Annotated in this window: 18 protein-coding genes and 2 riboswitches; of the genes, 15 read left to right on the top strand and 3 right to left on the bottom strand. The window is 37.7% G+C overall.

Translation table 11 applies throughout. The annotated features are described in order from the left end of the window. Nucleotides 1-140: 140 nt before the first annotated feature. The 5 genes from efeO (at nucleotide 141) to HMPREF1210_RS14475 (ending at nucleotide 5955) form a co-directional block, all read left to right on the top strand. Nucleotides 141-998 (top strand): iron uptake system protein EfeO, encoded by an 858-nt coding sequence (efeO, locus tag HMPREF1210_RS14495; RefSeq protein WP_016429452.1) that lies wholly within the window; start codon nucleotides 141-143, stop codon nucleotides 996-998. A 5-nt stretch (nucleotides 999-1003) separates the two neighbouring features. Next, nucleotides 1004-2278 carry an iron uptake transporter deferrochelatase/peroxidase subunit gene (gene efeB, locus HMPREF1210_RS14490; RefSeq protein ID WP_016429451.1) on the top strand — a complete coding sequence of 425 codons (1275 nt, stop codon included), beginning with the start codon at nucleotides 1004-1006 and terminating at the stop codon, nucleotides 2276-2278. Continuing rightward, on the top strand, nucleotides 2253-4007 hold the full coding sequence (locus HMPREF1210_RS14485) for an FTR1 family protein (RefSeq protein WP_016429450.1): 1755 nt from the start codon (nucleotides 2253-2255) through the stop codon (nucleotides 4005-4007). Before efeB ends, HMPREF1210_RS14485 begins: the two co-directional genes overlap by 26 nt. 106 nt (nucleotides 4008-4113) lie before the next feature. Beyond that, the gene (locus tag HMPREF1210_RS14480) at nucleotides 4114-4380 is read left to right on the top strand and encodes a DUF1292 domain-containing protein (protein WP_016429449.1); all 267 of its coding nucleotides are present in this window, start codon (nucleotides 4114-4116) and stop codon (nucleotides 4378-4380) included. Nucleotides 4381-4599: 219 nt separating this feature from the next. Continuing rightward, the gene (locus tag HMPREF1210_RS14475; RefSeq protein WP_036660158.1) at nucleotides 4600-5955 is read left to right on the top strand and encodes an arsenic transporter; all 1356 of its coding nucleotides are present in this window, start codon (nucleotides 4600-4602) and stop codon (nucleotides 5953-5955) included. A 217-nt stretch (nucleotides 5956-6172) separates the two neighbouring features. On the opposite strand, the gene HMPREF1210_RS14470 is transcribed toward HMPREF1210_RS14475, so the two are convergent. Together HMPREF1210_RS14470 and HMPREF1210_RS14465 are read right to left on the bottom strand one after the other, a co-directional pair. Next, nucleotides 6173-7660 (bottom strand): hypothetical protein, encoded by a 1488-nt coding sequence (locus HMPREF1210_RS14470; RefSeq protein ID WP_016429447.1) that lies wholly within the window; start codon nucleotides 7658-7660, stop codon nucleotides 6173-6175. 55 nt (nucleotides 7661-7715) lie between these two features. After that, nucleotides 7716-9722 (bottom strand): HAD-IA family hydrolase, encoded by a 2007-nt coding sequence (locus tag HMPREF1210_RS14465; protein ID WP_016429446.1) that lies wholly within the window; start codon nucleotides 9720-9722, stop codon nucleotides 7716-7718. 321 nt (nucleotides 9723-10043) lie between these two features. Here HMPREF1210_RS14465 and HMPREF1210_RS14460 point away from each other — a divergent pair, with 321 nt between their 5' ends. Further along, the gene (locus tag HMPREF1210_RS14460) at nucleotides 10044-10628 is read left to right on the top strand and encodes an AarF/UbiB family protein (RefSeq protein ID WP_016429445.1); all 585 of its coding nucleotides are present in this window, start codon (nucleotides 10044-10046) and stop codon (nucleotides 10626-10628) included. Nucleotides 10629-10825: 197 nt separating this feature from the next. Continuing rightward, nucleotides 10826-11584 (top strand): exodeoxyribonuclease III, encoded by a 759-nt coding sequence (locus HMPREF1210_RS14455; protein ID WP_016429444.1) that lies wholly within the window; start codon nucleotides 10826-10828, stop codon nucleotides 11582-11584. Between the two features lie 65 nt (nucleotides 11585-11649). Here HMPREF1210_RS14455 and HMPREF1210_RS14450 read toward each other — a convergent pair whose 3' ends face one another. Beyond that, nucleotides 11650-12015, bottom strand: a complete 366-nt coding sequence (locus HMPREF1210_RS14450) for a hypothetical protein (RefSeq protein ID WP_016429443.1) — start codon at nucleotides 12013-12015, stop codon at nucleotides 11650-11652. 185 nt (nucleotides 12016-12200) lie between these two features. Here HMPREF1210_RS14450 and HMPREF1210_RS14445 point away from each other — a divergent pair, with 185 nt between their 5' ends. The 8 genes from HMPREF1210_RS14445 to HMPREF1210_RS14410 all read left to right on the top strand — a co-directional run bounded on the left by HMPREF1210_RS14445 (nucleotide 12201) and on the right by HMPREF1210_RS14410 (nucleotide 23342). Then, nucleotides 12201-12404, top strand: a complete 204-nt coding sequence (locus HMPREF1210_RS14445; RefSeq protein ID WP_016429442.1) for a hypothetical protein — start codon at nucleotides 12201-12203, stop codon at nucleotides 12402-12404. A 113-nt stretch (nucleotides 12405-12517) separates the two neighbouring features. Next, entirely contained in the window at nucleotides 12518-13987 is a 1470-nt protein-coding gene (locus HMPREF1210_RS14440; protein ID WP_036660257.1) for a nicotinate phosphoribosyltransferase, read from the top strand. A 12-nt stretch (nucleotides 13988-13999) separates the two neighbouring features. Then, nucleotides 14000-14827, top strand: coding sequence for an ammonia-dependent NAD(+) synthetase (gene nadE / locus HMPREF1210_RS14435; RefSeq protein WP_016429440.1), 828 nt, complete (start codon nucleotides 14000-14002; stop codon nucleotides 14825-14827). A 150-nt stretch (nucleotides 14828-14977) separates the two neighbouring features. Next, a complete protein-coding gene (locus HMPREF1210_RS14430) occupies nucleotides 14978-15928 on the top strand; it encodes a MoxR family ATPase (protein ID WP_016429439.1) in 951 nt (316 codons plus the stop codon). Next, entirely contained in the window at nucleotides 15925-17139 is a 1215-nt protein-coding gene (locus tag HMPREF1210_RS14425; RefSeq protein ID WP_016429438.1) for a DUF58 domain-containing protein, read from the top strand. The genes HMPREF1210_RS14430 and HMPREF1210_RS14425 overlap by 4 nt, the downstream gene beginning before the upstream one ends. Continuing rightward, nucleotides 17136-19331, top strand: coding sequence for a transglutaminase family protein (locus HMPREF1210_RS14420; RefSeq protein WP_016429437.1), 2196 nt, complete (start codon nucleotides 17136-17138; stop codon nucleotides 19329-19331). Before HMPREF1210_RS14425 ends, HMPREF1210_RS14420 begins: the two co-directional genes overlap by 4 nt. 34 nt (nucleotides 19332-19365) lie before the next feature. Beyond that, nucleotides 19366-19467: riboswitch (purine riboswitch) on the top strand. A gap of 279 nt (nucleotides 19468-19746) precedes the next feature. After that, on the top strand, nucleotides 19747-21285 hold the full coding sequence (guaA, locus tag HMPREF1210_RS14415) for a glutamine-hydrolyzing GMP synthase (RefSeq protein WP_036660253.1): 1539 nt from the start codon (nucleotides 19747-19749) through the stop codon (nucleotides 21283-21285). Nucleotides 21286-21651: 366 nt separating this feature from the next. Beyond that, a riboswitch (purine riboswitch) is annotated at nucleotides 21652-21753 on the top strand. 248 nt (nucleotides 21754-22001) lie between these two features. Next, a complete protein-coding gene (locus tag HMPREF1210_RS14410) occupies nucleotides 22002-23342 on the top strand; it encodes an NCS2 family permease (RefSeq protein WP_016429435.1) in 1341 nt (446 codons plus the stop codon). The last annotated feature ends 358 nt before the right edge of the window (nucleotides 23343-23700 follow it).

The raw sequence follows: 23700 nt of genomic DNA, 5'->3' as shown, positions 1-23700 counted from the left end.
CTCAGGGATTTTCGTGTTTTATATATCAAATATGTATTATGCAACGTTTCCTTCAAGATATCCCATAAACTTCCCTTGACTTCTCATTGATAATGATTATCATTGTTAAAGTAGATAAACAAAAAGAAAGAAGGATTATCATGAAAAAAATTGCGACGTTTTTATCATTCGTGCTACTTAGCACTTCTTTAGTTGGCTGCGCAGAAAAAGAAGAAGCTACGAAGCCTGAAGCGGCTTCAGAAACTGCTTCAGAAACTGTAGACTTACAAAACGAAGTTGATACATATAAAGAATTTGCGATTGAGCAAATGGATCAATTTGTCATAGAGACAGAAAAATTTGTTGAGGCAGTAAAAGCAGGAGACATTGAAGAAGCAAAAGCACTTTACCCGCTTGCCCGTATGTACTTTGAGCGCTCGGAACCAATTGCTGAAAGTTTCGGAGATTTAGATCCTCGTATCGATGCTCGCCTGGCAGACCTTGAAGAAGAAGGTAAAGGCAAAGAAGATTGGACTGGTTACCATAAAATCGAATACGGCCTTTGGGTAGAAAACACAACAGAAGGTTACGCAGAAACAGCTGATCAATTATTAGCTGACGCAAAAGAATTGCGTGCACGTGTTGAGACAGTAGAAGTAACACCAGACTTGATGATGACCGGGGCAGTGGATCTTTTAAATGAAGTATCGACTTCTAAAATTACAGGGGAAGAAGAAATTTTCTCTCACACCGATTTATATGATTTCAAAGCAAACATTGAAGGTGCGGAAGAAATTTTCCACATCCTAGAGTCAAAAATCGAAGCAAAAGATGAAAAATTAGCGACGAACCTGCAAGCAAAATTTGATGCAGTAAATGAACTATTGGCAAATTACGAAACAGGCGACAATGGGTTTGTTTCATATGAAGAGTTGACTTCAGAGGATACAAAATTGTTATCAGACGCTGTGAACCAACTAGGCGAACCGCTTAGTCAAATGGGCATAATAATGGAGTGAGTAAAATGACCTCAAACGATGAAAAGTGGTTGGAGAAGAAAATTTCAAGACGTGATATGTTGAAAATTGCAGGGGCAAGTGCAGCTGGAGCGGCTGTCTTTGCTTCTGGAATGGGGAACGTGGCGAAAGCACTCGGCTTTGAAATATTTGAAGACGACTCGACCGCGACAAATAAGATTTTATTTTACGGGAAGCATCAGTCGGGTATTACGACAGATGCACCATCCCACGTTTACTTTGCTTCGTTGAATGTGCTTGTTCAATCACAAAGCGAATTGCAGGAATTGTTTAAGATGTGGACTCCATTAGCAGTACGTTTAATGAACGGGGAGCAGCTCGAGGAGCTTTCTAAAGGTGGATTTACGCCACCTAAAGATACCGGAGAGTCAAAAGGATTGGATGCTTCTAATTTGACATTAACGTTCGGAGTAGGGCCATCATTATTCAATAACCAGAAGCTAGGTCTAGGTTTGAAACGTCCGGCTGAACTGAAAGAATTGCCACATTTCCCTAAAGATCAAATCGATGAAAAATACGCAGGTGGAGACATATGTATTCAGGCTTGTGCCGATGACCCACAAGTGGCTTTCCATGCAGTTCGTAATTTAGTGCGTGCAGCGTCAGGAAAAGTCTCGTTGCAATGGACGCAAACTGGATTCACTTCAACGCCTAAGCGAAAAAACAAAAAAGAAACGCCTCGAAATTTATTTGCATTTAAAGACGGCACGGTTAACCCAAGCCCGAAAAGTGCTTCTGACATGAAGGAAGTCGTTTGGGTTCAGCCGAATGAATCGAAAAGCTGGATGACAAATGGAACCTATTTAGTCGTGCGGAAAATCCAAATGCATTTAGAGACATGGGATCGAACTTCTCTTCAAGGACAAGAGGCAACTTTTGGCAGACATCGCGATAGTGGTGCACCACTCGGGAGCAAGAAGGAATTTGATGAAGTGGATTTAAATGCAAAAGATGAAAAAGGAAATCCTCACATTCCGGCTAATTCACATATGGCGCTTGCTCGTAAAGTGAAGGATCGAATTATGAGAAGAGGTTTCTCCTACTCAAGTGGCTTGATTGATGAAACAGGAGCGTATGACGCGGGCTTGTTATTCATTTCATTCCAAAAAAATCCTAAACAGTTTATTAACATTCAAAGCGCATTGGGACGTGATGATATGCTAAACGAATATATTACCCATCGAGGTAGCGGTGTCTTTGCTTGCTTCCCAGGTATACAAAAAGGGAGCTATATCGGTGAGCAACTTTTTAACATTCTTTAAGATACTTAGTCTAGTAACTATGTTGCTCGTTGTTCCTTCTCAAAACAACGTCTCTGCTGCACAGTCTTTTGGCCATTTATATATCGCTATTACTGATGCCATTATGAGCACAAAAAATGACGATGACGCAAAAGCTACTGAAGCGATTGAGACTTTTCAAACGGATTGGAAGCAACTGAACATTACTGAAGGGGAAGAATCCGCGGATGTAAATGAAGCGCTAGAAAAAGCTTCGAGTGCAACAACCAGCGAGAAACGATTGTCCGCATTGACGGATTTATCAAAAGCCCTGACAGCTTATGAGAAATCTGAAAATCCAGTAGATGAAAAAGCCAATCGTGAGGCCTTTCTGAAGGCAGTAGAGCCTTCTCTTAACGATTTGAAAACAGCAATCGATTCTAGCGATAAAGATGAAATCCAAGAGGCTTATTCCATCTTCCTGAAAAAATGGACGAAAAACGAGCGGGTTGTTCGCGAACAGAATATCGCAGCATACGGACAAATTGAAACACAAATGTCATTCATGCGAATTTCTTTAGCTGGTGACGAGCTCGATGTCACTAAGTTAAAGGAACAAGTTGAATCGTTGAATCAAACGATTCAGGACTTTGTTGCAGGAAAAGTGAAGAATGCGGAAGTCTCGGGAAACTATTCACTGGCGACGCTGACAGGTTTGTTGGATGAAAGTAAAGCATCTATTGAAGAAGGAAACTATAATCAGGCAGCCGAATCGTTGAAAAAATTCATCACAATTTGGCCAGGTGTTGAAGGAGAAATCCGTACGAAAAATGCCAGCTTGTATAGTGAAATTGAATCTGGTATACCTCTTCTTGTGAGTGATTTATTGCGTGACGATGTGGAAGCATCTGCAATTACGGGTAAATTAGATTCCTTTAAGCAGCAAATAGATTTCATTCAACAAGACACGACGTATAGTTTTTGGGACTCAGCCCTAATTTTACTTCGTGAAGGATTGGAAGCATTATTGATTATTTCGGCACTCATAGCTTTCTTGAAAAAAGCAGGTCAACAAGATATGCAGCGTTATATTTATGTTGGAGCGGGCACTGGAATCAGTGTGAGTGTTATCGCAGCTATATTGATGTCCACGTTGTTTCAGTCAGGAACAATTGGAACAAGCCGTGAAGTAATGGAAGGATATGTCGGGATAGCGGCTGCAGTTATGATGCTGGGAGTTGGCATTTGGCTGCATAGCAAATCTACCGTCACATCATGGAACCGTTACATTTCAAAACAAATGACACACGCATTGTCGATGCAAAGTGTATGGTCGATGACATTTTTAAGTTTCCTGACGGTATTCAGAGAAGGTGCTGAAACTGTTGTGTTTTATATGGGAATTTCCCCGAAAATGTCGACGTTTGATTTCATATTGGGGATTGTCCTTGCGATTTTGATTTTAGTTGCGACGGCATTCTTTTTTGCGAGAGCCAGCAAAAAGATTCCTCTGCATTTGTTCTTTGGTGTAGCTACTGTATTCATTTACCTATTGGCCTTTAAAATTATCGGTGCAAGTTTACACACGTTGCAATTGACGAACGTCTTACCGACACATATTATTTCTAATTTACCAGTTATAAATTTCATCGGCTTCTATCCATCAGTTGAAACGTTGACTGGTCAGGTAATTTTGCTGATTCTAATCGCAGGCACGATTATCTATAAGAAAATGGCATCAACTGTAAGCAATACAAGTTTACAGAGTTAGCCAGAAAACACGAAATCCTATCAAGGGTTTCGTGTGTTTTTTTGGCGAAAATGGGTATACAATTAGAATGAGAAAATATTGAACTTAATTAGGAGGAGAATGAACAATGGAAAAAATTGAAGTTGGAGATATTTTTACCTTAATGGATGAAAACGATCAGGAGCAAGAAATTGAAGTATTAGGAACTTTAACTTTAGATGATGTGGAATATGCTGCAGTTGCTTTTGCCGATGAAATCGATGAAGATTCTGAAGGGGATATCGATGTTTTCTTTTTAAGAGTGGAAGATGATGAGCAATTGTCCCTGATTGAAAGTGATGAAGAATTTGATCGTGTGTCCGCTGCGTTCAAAGATTATGAAGAAGAAGAGTAAAAAGAAAATCGGTTAGACTTGTGATAGAAATAAAATAATTTGTGAATTACAAAAGACCTTCCGTATGTTCAAAAACTTACAGAAGGTCTTTTTCTAATTTCTTAGTTAAATCATGAAATATAATGCCCTAATATCCTGTTCCTTCTTAATAGGATTGAATATATATAAGTAAACGGACATTCAAGTAAAATACTTTTGAAGAAAGGTTAATGTTAATGTATGAGTTTGGAAATTGTAATGACGGTTTTTGTGTTTCTAACGACCATGTTAGTAATATTCTGGAGACCTAATGGAATGAATGAAGCATGGCCTGCATCGGTTGGGGCCGCAATTATATTACTACTCGGCATCGTATCACGTGAAGATATCTTGGATATTATTAGTAAAATCGGTGGAGCCTCAATTACCATAATGGCAACGATTGTCATGGCAGTCATATTGGAAAGTTTCGGTTTTTTCCACTGGTCAGCTGCAAGACTTGTCAGTTTATCAAAAGGATCAGGTCCTCGTTTATATTGGAATATTCAATTGTTATGCTTTTTAATGACCCTCTTATTTAATAATGATGGAAGCATCTTAATAACAACCCCTATTTTAATTCTCCTGCTAAAAAATCTTAGGCTTAAACCTCATCAACAAATACCATATCTATTAAGTGGAGCTCTCATTGCAACTGCATCCAGTGCTCCCATTGGTGTAAGTAATATTGTGAACTTGATCGCCTTAAAGATCGTTCATATGAGCCTTTATATGCACACAGCCATGATGTTTGTCCCTGCGACGTTGGGATTATTGTTTATGTCATGTTTGATGTATTTGGTTGTTAGAAATAAATTGCCAAAAAAATTACCTCACTCTGCAAATGAAATAGAGGAAAGTTTTTTTACTAAACAATTTCATCCATTAAAAACAGGTGTTAATGTAGAAACAAAGCGACAACGTACTAAATTTATGCTGAAAATATTACTTTTTGTTTTTGTCATACGTTGTCTGTTATTTGTAGCATCTTATGTTTCTGTTCCGATTGAACTAGTTGCAGTACTCGGCTCGCTTGTATTGCTGATTTGGAGATGGTATCACTTACGAACAAATCCTATTGATATCTTGAAAAAAACCCCCTGGCATATTCTCATCTTCGCTTTTTCTATGTATGTAATTATTTATGGTTTGCACAATATAGGTTTAACTGAGTTGCTCGTTCAAATTTGCGAACCAATTGTAAACCAAGGACTATTTCAAGCGAGCTTTATTATGGGAGGATTAGTTTCTATTCTTTCTAACGTTTTTAATAATCATCCAGCATTAATGATTGGTACCATAACACTAACTGAAATGGGACTTGAACCCATTACTCTTAAGACTATTTATCTCGCAAACATTATTGGAAGTGATATGGGATCATTGTTATTACCTATAGGAACACTTGCCTCTCTTATATGGATGAATATTCTCAGAGCAAATAAGTTAAATGTAACATGGAAGGACTATTTAAGTTTATCTTTGATGGTTGTGCCACCAACAACGATTGTCACTTTATTATTATTATTCTACTGGGTACAATTGGTATTTGCATAAAATACGATGTACCCCCTAATAAAGTGACCCAGGTACAATTCCGAGGTCACTTATTAGCTGTCTAGGTAGCAGGACCTTTCATAAAACTGTTCAGTTTATGGATGTATTCTTTTTTATTTCTTGAATTTGCAATTCAGAATTGGATCAAAAAAGTAATTTAGAAAATTAACCAAGGGTAATAGGGGGATTTTAGATGTGGAAGAATGAATGGAATATTTTATTTGGATCGAGTATTCAACTTTTCTCTCAGTTCTGATTCCAGTTTAATATAGTGCTCCAATCTCTTTTCTGTTGCTTCTAATATCCCTTCTAATATCTTTATTCTTAACTGATCTTCTGATAAAGCTTTTACTTTAATTAATTCGTTTGAATTTCTCAGCGATTTTTCAAATTCCTGTTGATTAATCATAGTCCTTGTATCCTTCCTTTTTGAATAAACAAAAAATATTTCTGAGTATTGTTCAATTTCATTAATTGTACTGTTGTGATTAATTTCAACTGGCACTATACTCTCAAATACTTCTTTGTCAGGAAAATCATAGAACAGATACTCCTTATTGGAATTAATGAAGATGATAATAGACTCGTGATCAATTGATTTAATAAAATTACTTATTTCTCTAGATTCCTGAAAAGTATTATGGTTAAAATCATCAATTATAACAATACTTTTATGAGGAATTTGACTCGAATTATTAACACTAATAACACTGCTGCACAATTGATTTCCAGAACAATTCAATAAATTTTCCAGAAGCAGTTTATCTGTATTCATTTCATAAATTTCATAATCTGCCGCTAACTCATTGATTAACTTCACAACACAATAATAACGATGTGTAATATTAAAATACCTTTCAAAATCAATGGAAAAATTTATACAATTTTCGAAATGACCCATTATGTTATTTATGCGAGGGGGAGTTATAGTCATTACTGTTTTCGGTTTTTCATTAAAAATAAAAGGAATTAACTCAGATGGAAACTCCTTTTTTATTACAGTTGCCTGCTGAAATATCCCATTATAGAACATAAGATCATCAGGATGGGGGTATATCACTAACCTGGTTTCCGGTTCCGGTACGAAGTAATCAACCATTAGTTGATATATTTTTTTTTGTTCTTCGTAAGTTATAAAATTAGAGAGAAGTTCTGTTAATAAGATTGTTGAATCTTTATTAATTTGAATCTTTTGATTGATACCAAAAAATACAAGAACTTTATCAAGAAAACTACGACCCATTCTACCCATACTTTCAATCAAATCAAAATGTTCTAGGTTAGGTTCATCGAATTCTATGATTCTTTTGTTGAAGTTTCCTATTTTCTTAGTGATTATCTGATTCTTTCTATCGTATCCGCTGCCATCTTCCAAGGAAGTGAAATTAATTTCTTTTTCAATCAAATAAATTCCAAAAATACTATCCGGGCTCTCTACAATTATTTCAGTAAATTCGTGGGGATTAATCTTATTTTCCACAAGATATTTTTCAATTACATAATTATTTTTTTCGGTATCTAATTCGTGGGTATTTAAAAAAAAGATTTTATCAAAAAAGAGACCTTCCATTTCCTTAAACTGTGGGAATTTTTCTTTAATTGAATCTGATAATAGAATGTAACAAACCTGTTCTTTATGAAAAAGTTCTTTATATATGATGCAGTGTAACAATTGATGAATTGTAACTACATGGTACAAAATCATGATGTTCACTCCGAATCTAAATTGTAAAAAACATATTTCTGCTTAATTAGTAGACTTATAGATTAGCCTGATCCATTATGTCATTTAATGTTTCGAAAGATTGATTTTCAGTATCCGCAATTACTCCTCTGGAAAAACTCAAGTCACCAAAATTTTCCCTTATAAATCGAAGGTCTCTTATGATCATTCTGAATGGTAAATACGCATCGTACCCAGATATGTTAAAGAGATACTCATAATTCGAAAACGTCTTCTTATATAACTTTACAAAATCATAAATACCTTGATGAATTTGTTCAATAATCTTATAGTTTTCAACTTCTGGGACATCAAATAGTAATTTATATCCGTCTTCAGTTCTCTTAAAGCCGGAGAATGAAGGATAGCAAGCCTGCGTAAATAACTCGAAAAATACATTATTATGTTTAGTACTTGTGTGTGTATCGTATAAATTTCTGTTAAGCATTCTAGAAAAAATGTAAACTCCTATTTCTTTCTTCATGATCTGGCTTAGATTACCTGTGTGGTTCGAGTGTCTACAAGCGGCTACTAAACTGTGAACTTCACAATTTAACTTCCATTTTTGTTCAATCAAATATTTAATCCCTGCCCCCCCAGATCCAACCCAGCCAACATCAACTACCGCAACTTTTTTACTTCCTTGAATTATATTCATAAAATACTCTTTTACAATTGCATGATCTTCAGTTAGTTTTTTCACAACAGTTGCCCAATTTTTCACTAAAAACGATTGAATTAATTTTACATTTCCTTTATGAATCTTATCGTCTTCTTTTAGGTCATGCTGAGTCAACAAACTAAATAATTCCTCTAACTCCAAGGACTCAAACAGACCTTTGATTGTAATTCCTAATGCACTTTTTGCTTTGTGTTGAACCATTCGTTTCAAGAAATCATATCGGTTTTTTTCTATTGTATATTTCGCATTAGCAATTCGAGACCAGTAAACATATTCAGTATCCATATCAGTGAAAAGAAAATTAAATACTTTCCTATAAATGTCTCCGTCTCTTGAAAGAAACAATATTTTATCTATATTATTTTGTTTTGCATAATCATAAATCCATTTGCAGTAGCCCAATATATACAAACCACCATAAATGAAACCATATTCATAATGAGGAGTATATTGCTTAATACCATTATGCAAATGAGTATTAACAATTCCACTGTATGTGGAAGCAATTAGTTCGGACATATCGTCTGGGCGGTATTGATTTCCAGTCTCATGAACGTTATTGTAATATCTTGCCTCTATGCCTATTTCTTGAGCGCTTTTTATATCTGATTCATAATTCGCCCCGACGTGTACCATACTCAAATCCTTGCCTAATTTTGTTAAAGCTATATTGAATAATTGTTTATCGCGTTTACTGCAATGGTTCTCACAGGAAACAAAAACGTCAAAAAAACCACTAAAACCTGAGTTCTCCAACAATTGTTCAATCATTGACTTTGTTAAATACATATCGGAAATAGCAATTATTTTTTTATTTTGGGACTTAAGTATTTCAAAAACATCTTTCATATAGGGATTAGCAAAACAAAACTCTAATTCTGTTTGTAACTCTAACTGCACGCCATATTGTTTATCAATTCCTGTTCTTAACTCAACTTGTTCGTAAATATCATATATTGTTACTTCGCTAATTCCTTTTTTTCCTTTTGCTTGATTACGCGCTTCCTTTTCCGCTTCCCTTCGTATAGCCATAAAATTCACACAGCTATGTTTTTCCCCTAATATCATGAAAAGATGATGAGGTTGGGCAAACGGTCTTAATAACAAAGTGTCAAATACATCAAACGAAATAACCTCGTATTCTAACATATTTCTTGCAAAATCAAGTGCTTTTGGTCGGCTTATTATTTTCGACTCCGAGCCATCTAAATATGGCAACTTTAGTTTCTCTTTTGGATTAAATGGTAATGCATCTATAAATATTCCTCCTTTTACACATTGGAATTTCTTGAGCAGGAATAACCCAACGGTTGCCCGTGGCACATTTAAGCAAATAACAGTCGTATAAATACCGTCTTCCATTTATGACACTATTATCTTATTCTGTTTGTTCAATTGAAGTGAAGGTGAGCCGGGAGGTTTAGACAAAAAAGCATCTTCAGTAGTATATGCATTGATAAAATTTTTGAGGAAACATGCCGTGATTTATTACGAACTGGTAATCCAAAGGAAGTGTTTTATTAAGAGGAAAAGGACATTAAAGTATTATTGAAAGACTAAAAATGAGGAAGAACGGAAACGTCATTGAGGTCAATGGTTCGGTCCTTCTAAGCTCCAGCCAAAAGACAATTGCCGTGACGTAAGAATCTATCGCACAATAATTTAGAAAAAAGGAATGAAAATGTGGACGACTTTCACAAAATCACTATAAAAAAAACAAATAAAGGCTTGAAAATTAAAAACCCGACCAATTACGAATTGATCGGTAAAGGAATGCAGGGAGCTGTTTTCAAACTTTCTGATGACCGATGCTTAAAGATATATGCAAAAAAACGACACTGTCTGAGAGAGAGCAAAACACTGTATGCAGGGAAGGTCTCCTCAATTGTTCCCAAGGTTTTCGAAGTCGGCTCGAATTATATTGTTATGGAATACATCAAGGGTCAACCTTTGGAGGATTATCTGAATTCGCACCTCAGCATCTCGGAACCAATCGCCAAACAACTGGTTTATATATTCAAGGAAATGAAAAGGATCGGTTTTACCAGAATCGATGCCAGTATAGGCCATTTATTCGTAACCGATGTTGGAGAAATCAAAGTGGTAGACCATGTGAATTCATTGAAAATACAACAAGAGTGGCCAATTCGTTTCTTTCGTGCCCTCAAAAAATTAAAGCTGCTGGACACGTTCCTGTATCAGTTGAAGGAAATGGATCCGGAATTATATGGGGAATGGAAAAAATTGATGGATGAAAGCAAGGAGTAATAACGTAACCCGATTTACTATAGAAATAATAAGTAACCATAGAAAGGTGATGCAGGAGTTCGATAACATTTCCGCATCACCTTTTTATTGTGGTTTTCGGAAGGTTTTTTCTTTATAAGTCTGTCTTTTTGGTGATAGCTAAAGTGTTTGATATAGTTATTCATAGATTTAGTGCCATCAAAAAGGAGTAATAAAGGATGAAAATAGTTTCGTGGAACGTAAATGGCATTCGAGCTTGTGTGAAAAAAGGATTTCTCGAGTATTTTCAACAAGTAAATGCTGATATATTTTGTCTGCAGGAGACAAAGTTGCAGGCTGGTCAAATAGAATTGCATCTAGAAGGATACGAACAATACTGGAATTATGCAGTGAAAAAAGGCTACTCTGGTACCGCCGTATTTACTAAGAAAAAGCCGCTATCCGTCAGATACGGAGTAGGGGACCTGAGTGAAGAAGCGGAGGGGAGAATTCTCACCTTGGAATATGAACAGTTTTATTTAGTGAACGTCTATACGCCGAATGCCAAGCGGGATTTAACAAGACTTCCCTATCGCTTGGAGTGGGAAGATGAAATGCGTACCTACTTACAGCAACTCGACCAAATCAAACCCGTGATTATGTGTGGGGATTTAAATGTGGCACACGAAGATATTGATCTCAAAAATCCCAAAACAAATAGAGGGAATTCTGGCTTTACAGTGGAAGAACGTGGCAAGATGACCGCACTGCTTCAAGAAGGGTTCACCGATACATTCCGCTACTTTTATCCTGATACAGAAGGGGCCTATACGTGGTGGTCATACATGAGTAAAGTGAGAGAACGTAATATTGGATGGCGCATTGATTACTTCATAGCATCCAATAGACTTGAAAACAGACTCCAAGATTCGTATATTCATCCTCAAATACTTGGTAGCGATCATTGCCCAATCATATTGGAAGTAGCAGACATGTAAAAAGCCTTTCATGAGTTCATTGAACTTGTGATAGGCTTTAATATTTGTTATGCAGGAATATGTTATCAGGTACGTTTGAACAAGCTATTGTTTGTTTGTAAGATCGAACCGATGTAGCCTGCAAGATAGGCAATAAGCATAACAAAGATGACGGTTAAATCAATTGAAAAATGTCGGCTGTAAAATTCACTTAATATGATGAAGAGAGCTCCACAAATACCACCGATGTGTGGAGATGATTTAATATAATAGCGCATCGCCACTAACCCGCCACTAAGCGCGATAACGAAAAAATTGATTTTCACGAGTAATTCGTATGACATGGCGTGCAATAGCTTAATTTCTATGAATAGTAAAAATTGCAGAATGAAAAATTGAGCAACTAAAGAAAGCAAGATAACAGGCAGCCAATCAAATTTTTTACCTTTCAAAATGAACAACCTCCTTGTATCAAATTGTATGCATACCAGGCATCAAAAAGAATAAGTGAGGGTTCATTGTCTTAATATGATGGAAATAATGAAAATGACGATAGAAAATTTCCAGTATTGGCCGTATTTCGAGTATAATGAAGAGAAGCAAAGACCAATTATATCTCTCCGAAGGAGGAAATTACATGACAGAAAACAACGAAAACAACCCGCAAGAAGCACCGAAGAAAAAAATGAGTCTAAAAGAAGCGATGCAAAAGCAGTTGGAAGCGAAGAAAAACCAATCGAATGAAAACAATGCCAAAGGAAATTCAACGCAATCAGCGAAAAAAATGCAAAGTCAACAAACCAAAAAAGTGAGCAATACACGTAGAAAAATGGGTACATAATTTATCAACGCAAACCAATTTCACAATTGGTTTGCGTTTTTGTTAGAGAAGATAAGATTTCGGGTAAATGGTGTATACTAAGGACTATTATGATCGTGGAAGAAGGTTTAATGATGACTTCAAGATATGCTGATGATGGACTTGCATTACATACAGACTTATATCAAATCAATATGGCGGAGGCCTACTGGGCTGACGGAATACATAACAGAAAAGCGGTTTTTGAGTTGTTTTTCCGCAAGCTTCCATTTGGCAATGGTTATGCCATTTTTGCGGGACTAGAGCGAGTACTGGATTTTCTCCGGGAGTTTCATTTCTCCGATAGTGATTTAGCGTATTTGCAGGATGAGCTGGGGTACAAGGAAGATTTTATCAGTTATTTACGCGAGGTCCGTTTTACAGGTAACGTTTATTCCATGGTGGAAGGTGAACTTGTTTTTGCCAATGAGCCAATCATTCGTATAGAGGCTCCACTCGTGGAAGCGCAATTGATTGAAACTGCACTCCTGAACATCGTCAATTACCAAACGCTGATTGCGACGAAAGCCAGTCGAATTAAACAAATTGTAAAAACTGATACCGTGATGGAATTTGGTACACGTCGGGCACAGGAAATGGATGCGGCAATTTGGGGCGCACGTGCTGCCGTCATCGGTGGACTAGAAGCGACGAGTAATGTGCGGGCTGGTAAAAAGTTCGGCATTCCAGTTGCAGGAACCCATGCACATTCTCTAGTACAAGCATACAAAAGCGAATATGAGGCTTTTCATGCTTATGCAAAACGCCATAATGATTGTGTGTTCCTCGTAGATACATACAATACATTGAAAATTGGTGTACCAACGGCTATTCAAGTGGCGAAAGAGCTTGGGGATAAAATCAATTTCATTGGCATTCGTCTGGATAGCGGTGACATTGCTTTCCTTTCTAAAGAGGCGCGCAAAATGCTCGACGAAGCCGGATTTACAGAAGCGAAAATTGTTGTATCAAACGATTTAGACGAATATACAATCTTAAACTTAAAAGCACAGGGCGCAAAAGTGGATATGTGGGGAATTGGTACAAAATTAATTACAGCTTATGACCAACCAGCCCTTGGAGCAGTATACAAAATTGTATCAATCGAGAGTGATAAAGGTGTGATGGAAGATACAATTAAAATTTCTTCTACAACTGAAAAGGTCACGACACCTGGTCGGAAAAAATTGTATCGGATTATTGATCGTGAAAATGGAAAAGCAGAAGGCGATTACATCACAATGTTTGATGAAGATCCAACCCATGAAAAGCGCTTGAAAATGTTTCACCCAGTTCATACATTTGTGTCTAAATTCGTGACTAACTTTGAAGCTAAAGATCTTCATACAAAAGTTATTGAAAATGGACAAATCATCTATTCAAATCCAACTTTGTTTGAAATGCGTGATTATGCATCGACGAACTTGGAACTGCTTTGGGATGAGTATAAACGTTCATTAAATCCAGAAGAATATCCAGTGGATTTAAGTCAAAAATGTTGGGATAACAAGATGCGGAATATCCAGGAAGTTCAAGAAATGGTCGACCGAATGCATTATGCTTGAGGAGGCGCTATCATGACAAACTTACAGCAGACAATTATAGAAGAATTGAAAGTTAAACCATCGATTGAGCCCCAGGAAGAAATTCGGACGTCGATTGATTTTATGAAAAGCTATTTAACAAAGCATCCATTCCTTAAAGGAATGGTGCTTGGGATTTCAGGCGGACAGGATTCTACACTTACAGGTAAACTGGCACAAATGGCCGTGAATGAATTAAATGAAGAAGCGGGAACTGAAGCCTACTCATTCATTGCAGTACGGCTGCCATATGGCGTACAGTTTGATGAAGACGATTGTCAAGATGCACTGGATTTCATTCAACCATCAAAAATTTATACGGTAAATATTAAGGAAGCGGTCGATGCCAGCAAACGTACACTTGATGCATCTGGAATCACTCTTTCCGATTTTGCCAAAGGCAATGAAAAAGCACGTGAGAGAATGAAAGTTCAATATTCAATAGCAGCGATGCACAGTGCGGTCGTTCTCGGAACGGATCATGGTGCTGAAGCCATCACAGGATTTTATACAAAATTTGGGGATGGTGGCGCAGATTTAGTCCCGTTATTCAGATTAAATAAACGTCAAGGCAAGCAAATGTTAAAAGCTTTGGGCAGTCCTGAACATTTGTATACGAAGATTCCAACTGCTGATTTGGAGGAAGATCGACCGGCATTACCGGATGAGATTGCACTTGGTATAACTTATGATCAAATTGATGATTATTTAGAAGGCCGAGAAATTCTTTCTGAACCACGAGAAAAATTGGAAAATTATTATTTACGCTCTCAACACAAAAGACATTTACCAATAACCGTCTTTGACGACTTTTGGAAATAAGCCAAAGCACACATGGAAATCATCCGTGTGTGCTTTTCTTATATAATAATAAGTTGTAAAAAAGGGTAATTTTAGTTAAACTTACGTTATAATATGTTAATTTTCTAAAAAATATAATAATTTAAGTAGGACAATTGGGGGAGTAATGAGATGAGAAACCAAGAGAAAATACATGCAATTGTAGATAATATTGAACGTGTAATGATTGGGAAACGTGAAGTTGCCGAGTTAAGTGTAGTTGCGTTAATTGCGCAAGGCCATGTATTGCTTGAAGATGTGCCTGGCGTTGGAAAGACCATGATGGTACGTGCTTTAGCGAAATCTGTTGGTGCTCAATTCAAACGAATTCAATTCACGCCGGATTTATTGCCATCGGATGTAATTGGTGTATCGATTTACAATCCTAAAGAAATGGAATTCCAATTCAGACCAGGTCCGATAATGGGAAATATCGTATTGGCGGATGAGATCAATCGGACTTCCCCTAAAACTCAGTCAGCACTTTTGGAAGGTATGGAAGAAGCAACCGTGACAATCGATGGTGAAACCATGACGATTCCTAAACCGTTTTTCGTAATGGCCACTCAAAACCCGATAGAATACGAGGGGACATATCCACTTCCAGAAGCGCAATTGGACCGATTCCTTTTAAAACTTCGCATGGGATACCCGTCACACACACAAGAAATTGAAGTATTGAAGCGTGCAGAGAAGTCAGTTCCAATAGAAAACTTGAATTCTGTCATTTCTTTGGAGGATCTGATTCTTATGCAAAAAGAAGTAAAAGACATTGTGGTCGACGATACAATCAAAAACTACATCGTCGATTTAGCAAACCGTACAAGAAAAGATTCATATATTTACTTAGGTGTCAGTCCTCGTGGGTCACTGGCATTGATGAAGGCATCGCAGGCGTTTGCGATGTTGAAGGGAAGAGACTTTGTAACACCTGACGATATTCAATATTTAGCACCATTTGTTTTCAGCCACCGTATGATTTTACGTTCAGAAGCCCGCTATGATGGCATAACACCAGAGGAAATTGTGGAACGCATCTTAGCCAAAACGAATGTTCCAATTAAAAGGTTAGTTAAACAATGAAGAAAGCTAACTTGACATGGGCAATTGGAGGACGACTCCTTTTTGTCCTCTTTCTAGTCATTTTTTCGTTTGCATTTGCCATGTTCCAGGGTGGTTTCGTCAGTTGGTTCATTTTTTACTCAATAGTTCCGTTTGCCTTATATTCCATTGCATTCTTCTTCAGTCCCATTTCGAAAATAGAAATTGAGCGCTATATTCAAACTGCTCAAATCCGCAAAGGTGGGAAATTGATTGTGACGGTGAAATTAAAAAGACCGTCACGTTTTCCAATGCTTTATCTTGTCGTAAAGGAAGTCACTCAAAGTGCATCCCTTATCAGACATGCAAATAAACAATTGAAAACTGTGAAAATGGTAGGGTTTCAACGAAACATCGAGTGGACCTATGAAATCGATCAGATGCCACGTGGCGAACATTCTTTGGATGGTATTGAAATTTCCGTAAGTGATTTTTTTGGCTGGGTGAAAAAAACACATGTACTTCCATTAAAACAGACCGTCATCGTTTACCCAAACATAGCGGAAATGATTTATATGCCGATTGAAACTCGATACGATCAAGGCGCCGCCGCCTCACCATTTACAATTGTTAAGGATACTACGATGGCAACAGGGGTTCGGGACTACCAACCGGGTGACCGGGTTTCTTGGATTCATTGGAAATCATTTGCCCGCACTCAAACCTTACGTACGAAAGAATTTGAAGATCGACAGTCACAGGATTTGTTCATTATGGTTGACCGAAAACCGTCGGAAAATTTTGAAGAACAAATTGAATTGACAGCATCAGTGTTACAAGCAGTTGTTCGAAACCAAGCAAGTGCGGCATTCTTGTCATTAGGTGCCTCTCGCTTTTATTTCCCTGCTGTTCAAAGTGAGGAACAGCTGCAACGAACGATGTTTCATTTAGCTAAAGTTGAAGCTGATTTGACGCAGCCAATCGAAAAATTATTGCTGAAAGATCCAGCCATGTCGAGCGCAACATCCATTTTGCTAATTACTGGTGAATTAACCACAGCATTAATTGAATCAATTCCACGAGCTGCCAAAAACTTACGTCAATGTACTGTATTTGTTGTTGTGAAAAAAGGCGAAAAGTTATCGAAACAAGCAATGACATTGCATCAACTTGCTCGTTCGAGAGGAATGATCACGCACGTGCTTTCTCAAGATCATTTCGCAAATGCCTTTACGGAGGTAGGTCGCAAATGAAAATTGGACTTCAAAATAAATGGCTACAAGCCTTATTTTATTTACTGGTGTTCTTTCTATTCCGTGAATGGTTATTACCAGTATTAGAGTTAACCGAAACCAACTATTTATCTATATTCCTAGCTTTCATCGTCTTGTGCTTTGTATTCAGTTTCTTATCGGCTCCATGGTGGCTTACGGTTCCTGGAAAACTGGTTTATATTGCCTGGGTCATTGTATTTGTTTATACGGACGAAGTATTTTTCACAAGCGAAGCAGTTTCATTTTTGTTTGGGGAATTAATGATAAATGTAGGTGCACTTTTCAGTCGTGACTGGTCACTAGTGACTGATTCTTTCCGTACAGTGCTGTTTTTCTCATTAATATGGATGACAGCATATTTAATACATCACTGGATCAGTATCCGTTTTAACATTTTCTTATTCTTCTTCATGACTGTTGTTTTTATTGCGGCACTGGATACATTCAGTGCGTATAAAGGTGATGGGGCGATTCTTCGTATCATGATTCTGGGGTTATTATTATCGGGGCTATTAAAAGTAGCGAAAATAATGGAACAAAATCAAGTAACCATGACCAGGGAGAAATATGTTTTTCTTGTTATTCCTCTTGTAATGCTAGTTGCATTCAGTGGTTCAATCGGCTATTTACTTCCTAAAGCCGGACCGATATGGGAAGATCCTGTCCCGTTTATTCAATCGTTTGCTGAAGGAGCAGGTACAGGACCCGGAGGAGCAGTTGGCATCGGGAAAATTGGCTATGGTGAAGATGACTCCAATTTAGGCGGTGCTTTCAGGTCAGATAATACTGTTGTGTTTGAAGCGATTGTGCAAACACCGCAATATTGGAAGATTGAAACGAAGGATACTTACACATCAAAAGGATGGGAACAATCCGTTTCTTCCAATGAAATTCGTAATTATACAGTAGGCGATACGCTGGATACAGGAATTCCAACAGGTCTTGAAGAGGATAAAGATGTTGCCAAGTATAATTTCAGCTTGGAATATCCATTCTTAATGTATCCGTATGGTTCCGTGACAGTGGACGCACCTGAAGGTACAACATTCTCAATATCAAACAATACACAAAAAATCGAGACTTATCGGGAGAACGAAGAAGCCCAATTAAAGGCTTATAGTATAGCTTTCAGTGAACCAACTTACAGTTTAAAGGCATTACGTGCAACGACTCACGAAGGTTTGTCTATACTATCTCAAGACTTTTCACGTTATTTACAGTTGCCTGAAGAATTACCTGAACGCGTTCGGGAATTGGCTCGAACTATTACTAAAGATGAAACCAATCTATATGATAAAGCTCGGGCAATTGAACGCTATTTTCCACAAAACGCCTTTGTTTACGATCAACATAATGTTTCCGTTCCAAAAAAAGATGAGGACTATGTAGATCAATTTCTATTTGAAACAAAACGTGGGTATTGTGATAATTTCTCTACATCCATGATTATTATGCTCCGTTCTTTAGATATCCCAGCACGGTGGGTTAAAGGATTCGCTGAAGGGCAAGAGCTTCGGACTGAAGATGGGGAAAGAATGTACCAAGTTACAAATAATAACGCCCATTCTTGGGTCGAAGCTTATTTGCCAGGAATCGGCTGGATGCCATTCGAACCGACCATTGGTTTTAGTGGAACTGGAAATATTGATTTCGATTTGGAGTTAAACTCGACTGATACGCCTGAAAAACCAGTTGTCCCAGCGCAACCGGAAAAACCTGAAACGACAGGCAAAGGAGAAACTAAACCATTTTCAGAACGATTCACGGATATGATTCAGAACTTTACTGACTGGATGTCGGACAATAAAGGACAAATCATTTTCTGGAGCATCATCGCACTTTTACTCTCATATATGTTGTTCCGGATTCGAAAAAAATGGATGCCGAAAATCTTGGTTCCTTATTACCGTTTACGTAAAGATAACTGGCAGTCATTTGAGCATAGCTACCATAGTTTGTTAAAACAGCTTGAGTTGTATGGGATTCAACGGAATGAAGGGCAAACATTGCAAACTTATGCGCAATATGTGGATTCATTCTTCGGCTCAAAAGATATGAAAGTATTGACGACAGCTTATGAAAAAGGCTTTTATGGGAAAAATATCGAGTCTCACGAATGGCTTCAACTGAGAGAAAGTTGGGAAAATTTAATCAATCGCACCAGTGGTTGATTTTAAGGCGGACAACCTGTAGAATTGAGAAAAATTATACAGACCGGTTTGCCCTCATATATGTCCGATAATAAGGTTCGGATGTTTCTACCAAGTCGCCGGAAATGACTTGACTATGAAGGCGAATGCACCCATGTCTATTTATGGACATTTATTTGCATTCGCCTTTTTAACGAGAAGAGACTTAAATGTCTAGTAGCAAGCGTCAGTCTGCACCTAACCTTGAGATATTCAACTGGAACGGTTTTTCCGTTTCATTTCTTTCAGGGTAGGTCCCAGACTTCAGTGACGTTTCAGCTTTTCTTGTGTAGAGCAAAAGAGCGCGTAGAAAGGTTTTCTTTCATACGCGTTTTTTCTATATTAAAGGGAGTCCGAAAATCAAAGTGAAGAGGTGGCCATATTGTCAGCAACTCCTATGTTGAAAGAACAAGAAAAAATCGTCGTACTTGACTTTGGTAGTCAATACAATCAGTTAATCACTCGCCGTATCCGTGAGTTCGGTGTTTACAGTGAATTACATCCGCATACAGTAACCGCTGAAGATATTAAATCTATGAATGCTACAGGTATCATTTTCTCAGGTGGTCCAAATTCGGTTTATGATGCAAATGCTTTCCATATTGACCAAGCAATTTTCGATTTAAACATTCCGATTTTAGGAATTTGCTATGGTATGCAATTAATGTCTCAACATTTTGGTGGGAAAGTTGAAAAAGCTTCTCATCGCGAATACGGTAAAGCTGAAATTTCAGTTGTTAAAGAAAGTACATTATTCCATGACTTACCGAAGGAACAAATTGTTTGGATGAGTCACGGAGACCACGTGACGGTTGCCCCAGAAGGTTTTGAAGTAATTGCTACAAGCCCATCATGTGCGGTAGCAGCTATCGCTGATGAATCACGCGGGTTATATGCGGTTCAATTCCACCCTGAAGTACGTCACTCGGTTTACGGTATTGAATTGATTCGTCAATTCGTATTTGGTGTTTGTAAAGCTAAAGGTGATTGGTCAATGGAAAGCTTCATTGAGCTTGAAATTGAAAAAATCCGTCAAGAAGTCGGCGATAAAAAAGTATTGTGTGCATTAAGCGGCGGAGTGGATTCCTCTGTTGTTGCAGTATTGATTCACAAAGCAATCGGCGATCAATTAACGTGTATGTTTGTCGACCATGGTTTACTTCGTAAAGGCGAAGCTGAGAGTGTAATGAAGACTTTCGCTGATGGCTTCCATATGAATGTCATTAAAATTGATGCACGTGAGCGGTTCATGAACAAACTGGCTGGCGTTTCAGATCCTGAAACAAAACGTAAAATTATCGGCAATGAATTCATATATGTATTCGACGATGAAGCAGCAAAACTTGAAGGGATGGACTTCCTAGCTCAAGGTACGCTTTATACGGATATTATCGAGAGTGGCACAGCTACTGCACAGACTATCAAGTCTCACCACAATGTTGGCGGGCTTCCTGAAGATATGCAGTTCAAATTAATTGAACCATTAAACACGCTATTTAAAGATGAAGTTCGTGCACTTGGAACAGAGCTTGGAATGCCAGATGAAATTGTATGGCGTCAACCATTCCCAGGTCCAGGTCTTGGAATTCGCGTTTTAGGAGCAATTACAGAAGAAAAACTTGAAATCGTTCGTGAATCTGATGCGATTTTACGTGAAGAAGTAGCTAAAGCTGGTCTTGAACGAGATATCTGGCAGTACTTCACGGTGTTACCTGACATTCGAAGTGTCGGTGTAATGGGTGATGCACGTACTTACGATTATGCTATCGGCATTCGTGCAGTAACTTCAATCGATGGGATGACATCTGACTGGGCTCGTGTGCCTTGGGATGTATTGGAGAAAATCAGTGTCCGCATCGTCAATGAAGTGCCAAACATCAACCGTGTACTGTATGACATCACGAGCAAGCCACCTGCAACAATTGAGTGGGAATAGTAGGTTGTAAAGAACTTTTTTGAAACGTCTCAAACCTTGATATATCAGTGTTTATAGATGTTTTATTGAAAGTGACTTATACCACCAGCAACAATTGACTATTAACAAATACTCTCTTTTATTTGCGATATTTTGCAAATAGAAGGGAGTTTTTTTATGGTTAAAATTGTTGAGTTACTGGATGATTTTCAATGAATCAAAAAATCGAAGGCAAAATACCACATCACGAGCAAGCCACCAGCAACAATTGAGTGGGAATAAAGAGTTCAGTTGGAAATGAATGTTTATTTCCGAACTATGGAGACATTTTTTTAATTATTGTTCGGAAAAATGATTGAAACCTCTACAAATAGATGTTATAGTACTATTGTAATTAAATACTGTCGTCGTATAAAGTCGGGAATATGGCCCGAAAGTTTCTACCGAGTTACCGTAAATGACTCGACTACGATTTAGAAAGGCGGACCGTTCCGTCTTTCTTACTTCTTATTAACATCGTTAATGGAAGAAATCGGAGGCATGCGACTTTTTGTTGCATGCCTTTTTGTTTTTTATAATAGAAAGCATTTAGCGCAAGTCGAATTCAATTCGGTGGTTAACATCTCTATTAAACTGGGTATCTGTTTTATAGACTGAGAGTTGAGTTAAGATCTGACGCTGAAACTTAATTATTATAGAGGAAACAAATGTGTACACGACAACACGGAGGAAAAAACATGAAAAAGTATTTTCAATTTGAAGAACTCGGAACGAATTATCGTCGCGAGATTATTGGTGGACTAACTACGTTCTTATCGATGGCCTACATTTTGATCGTCAATCCATTAACTTTGTCACTAAATTCGGTGCCTGATTTACCTGACGCAATGCGCATGAATCCAGGTGCAGTATTTGTAGCAACTGCTTTAGCGGCAGCCGTCGGTTCTCTCTTTATGGGATTGATAGCCAAGTATCCCATAGCCCTTGCCCCGGGAATGGGATTAAATGCATTCTTTGCTTATACAGTTGTTCTAACTTACGGAATTCCTTGGCAAACAGCTTTAACAGGTGTTCTATTTTCGGGACTAATTTTTATTGTACTTTCATTATCGGGAATTCGTGAAACCATCATCAATGCCATTCCTGCTGAATTAAAATATGCTGTTGGAGCAGGTATCGGTTTGTTCATCACCTTTATCGGCTTACGAAACGCAGGGATAATCGTCAATAACGAAGCTACACTAGTTGGATTAGGAGATTTATCTGCAGGAAATACGTTGCTAGCCATCTTTGGATTAGTGTTAACTGTTATCTTTATGGTAAGAGGCGTTAAAGGTGGTATCTTTTACGGGATGCTATTAACGGCAGTAGCGGGGATGATTTTCAATTTAGTAGATGTTCCTTCTTCTATAGTAAGTAAAGTTCCAAGTGTGGCTCCAACTTTCGGGGTGGCGTTCGAACCTTTACTGAATGATCCAGGATCATTAATGACCATCCAATTCTTAATTGTAGTACTGACATTCTTATTCGTAGATTTCTTTGATACTGCAGGTACTCTTGTTGCCGTTGCCAACCAAGCCGGCTTAATGAAAGACAATAAACTTCCGCGTGCGGGTAAAGCATTGCTAGCAGATTCACTTGCAACTGTAACGGGAGCGATTTTCGGTACTTCAACGACGACTTCTTATATTGAATCAAGTGCAGGAGTTGCCGCAGGTGCAAGAACGGGATTTGCAGCAATTGTTACGGGTGTCTTATTCTTATTGGCATTATTCTTCTCACCAGTATTATCCGTAATGACTTCTGCAGTAACAGCACCAGCCTTAATCATTGTCGGTGTCCTGATGGTTTCATCTTTGAATAAAATTGAATGGAATCGATTTGAAATTGCGGTACCGGCATTTTTAACTATTATTACGATGCCCCTTACGTATAGCATCGCTACAGGAATCGCTATGGGATTTGTATTTTATCCGATTACAATGATCTTGAGCGGGAATATTAAAAAGGTTCATCCTATCATGTACGGCATGTTCGTTATTTTTATTCTATACTTTGTGTTTGTAGAAGGGCACTAATCAATATAGGAAGGACAATACTTTCATTAGTATTGTCCTTCTTTTTTATTGGTAGAGAAGCAACGTTTTACTTTATACGATTGTAATAAATTGGTGGTTGAAAAGATCCTAATATTCTGATAATATAAACCCATAACAAATCTATAAAATAGTGTTGACTTATATAAGTGAGACTGATATATTTATAAAGTTGCTGATTTGAAAGCGACAAAGTAAAAAAGAATATCAAAACTTTTTGTTGACATAGCAAACTGGATTTGATAAGATATTAAAGTCGCCATTACAACAACGGCGAACAAATGAACCTTGAAAACTGAACAGCAAAACGTCAACAATAAAGCGGAACACACTTCGGTGT

The sequence above is a fragment of the Paenisporosarcina sp. HGH0030 genome, from assembly GCF_000411295.1.
Lineage (GTDB): Bacteria > Bacillota > Bacilli > Bacillales_A > Planococcaceae > Paenisporosarcina.
This window is presented reverse-complemented; position numbering and strand designations above follow the sequence as displayed.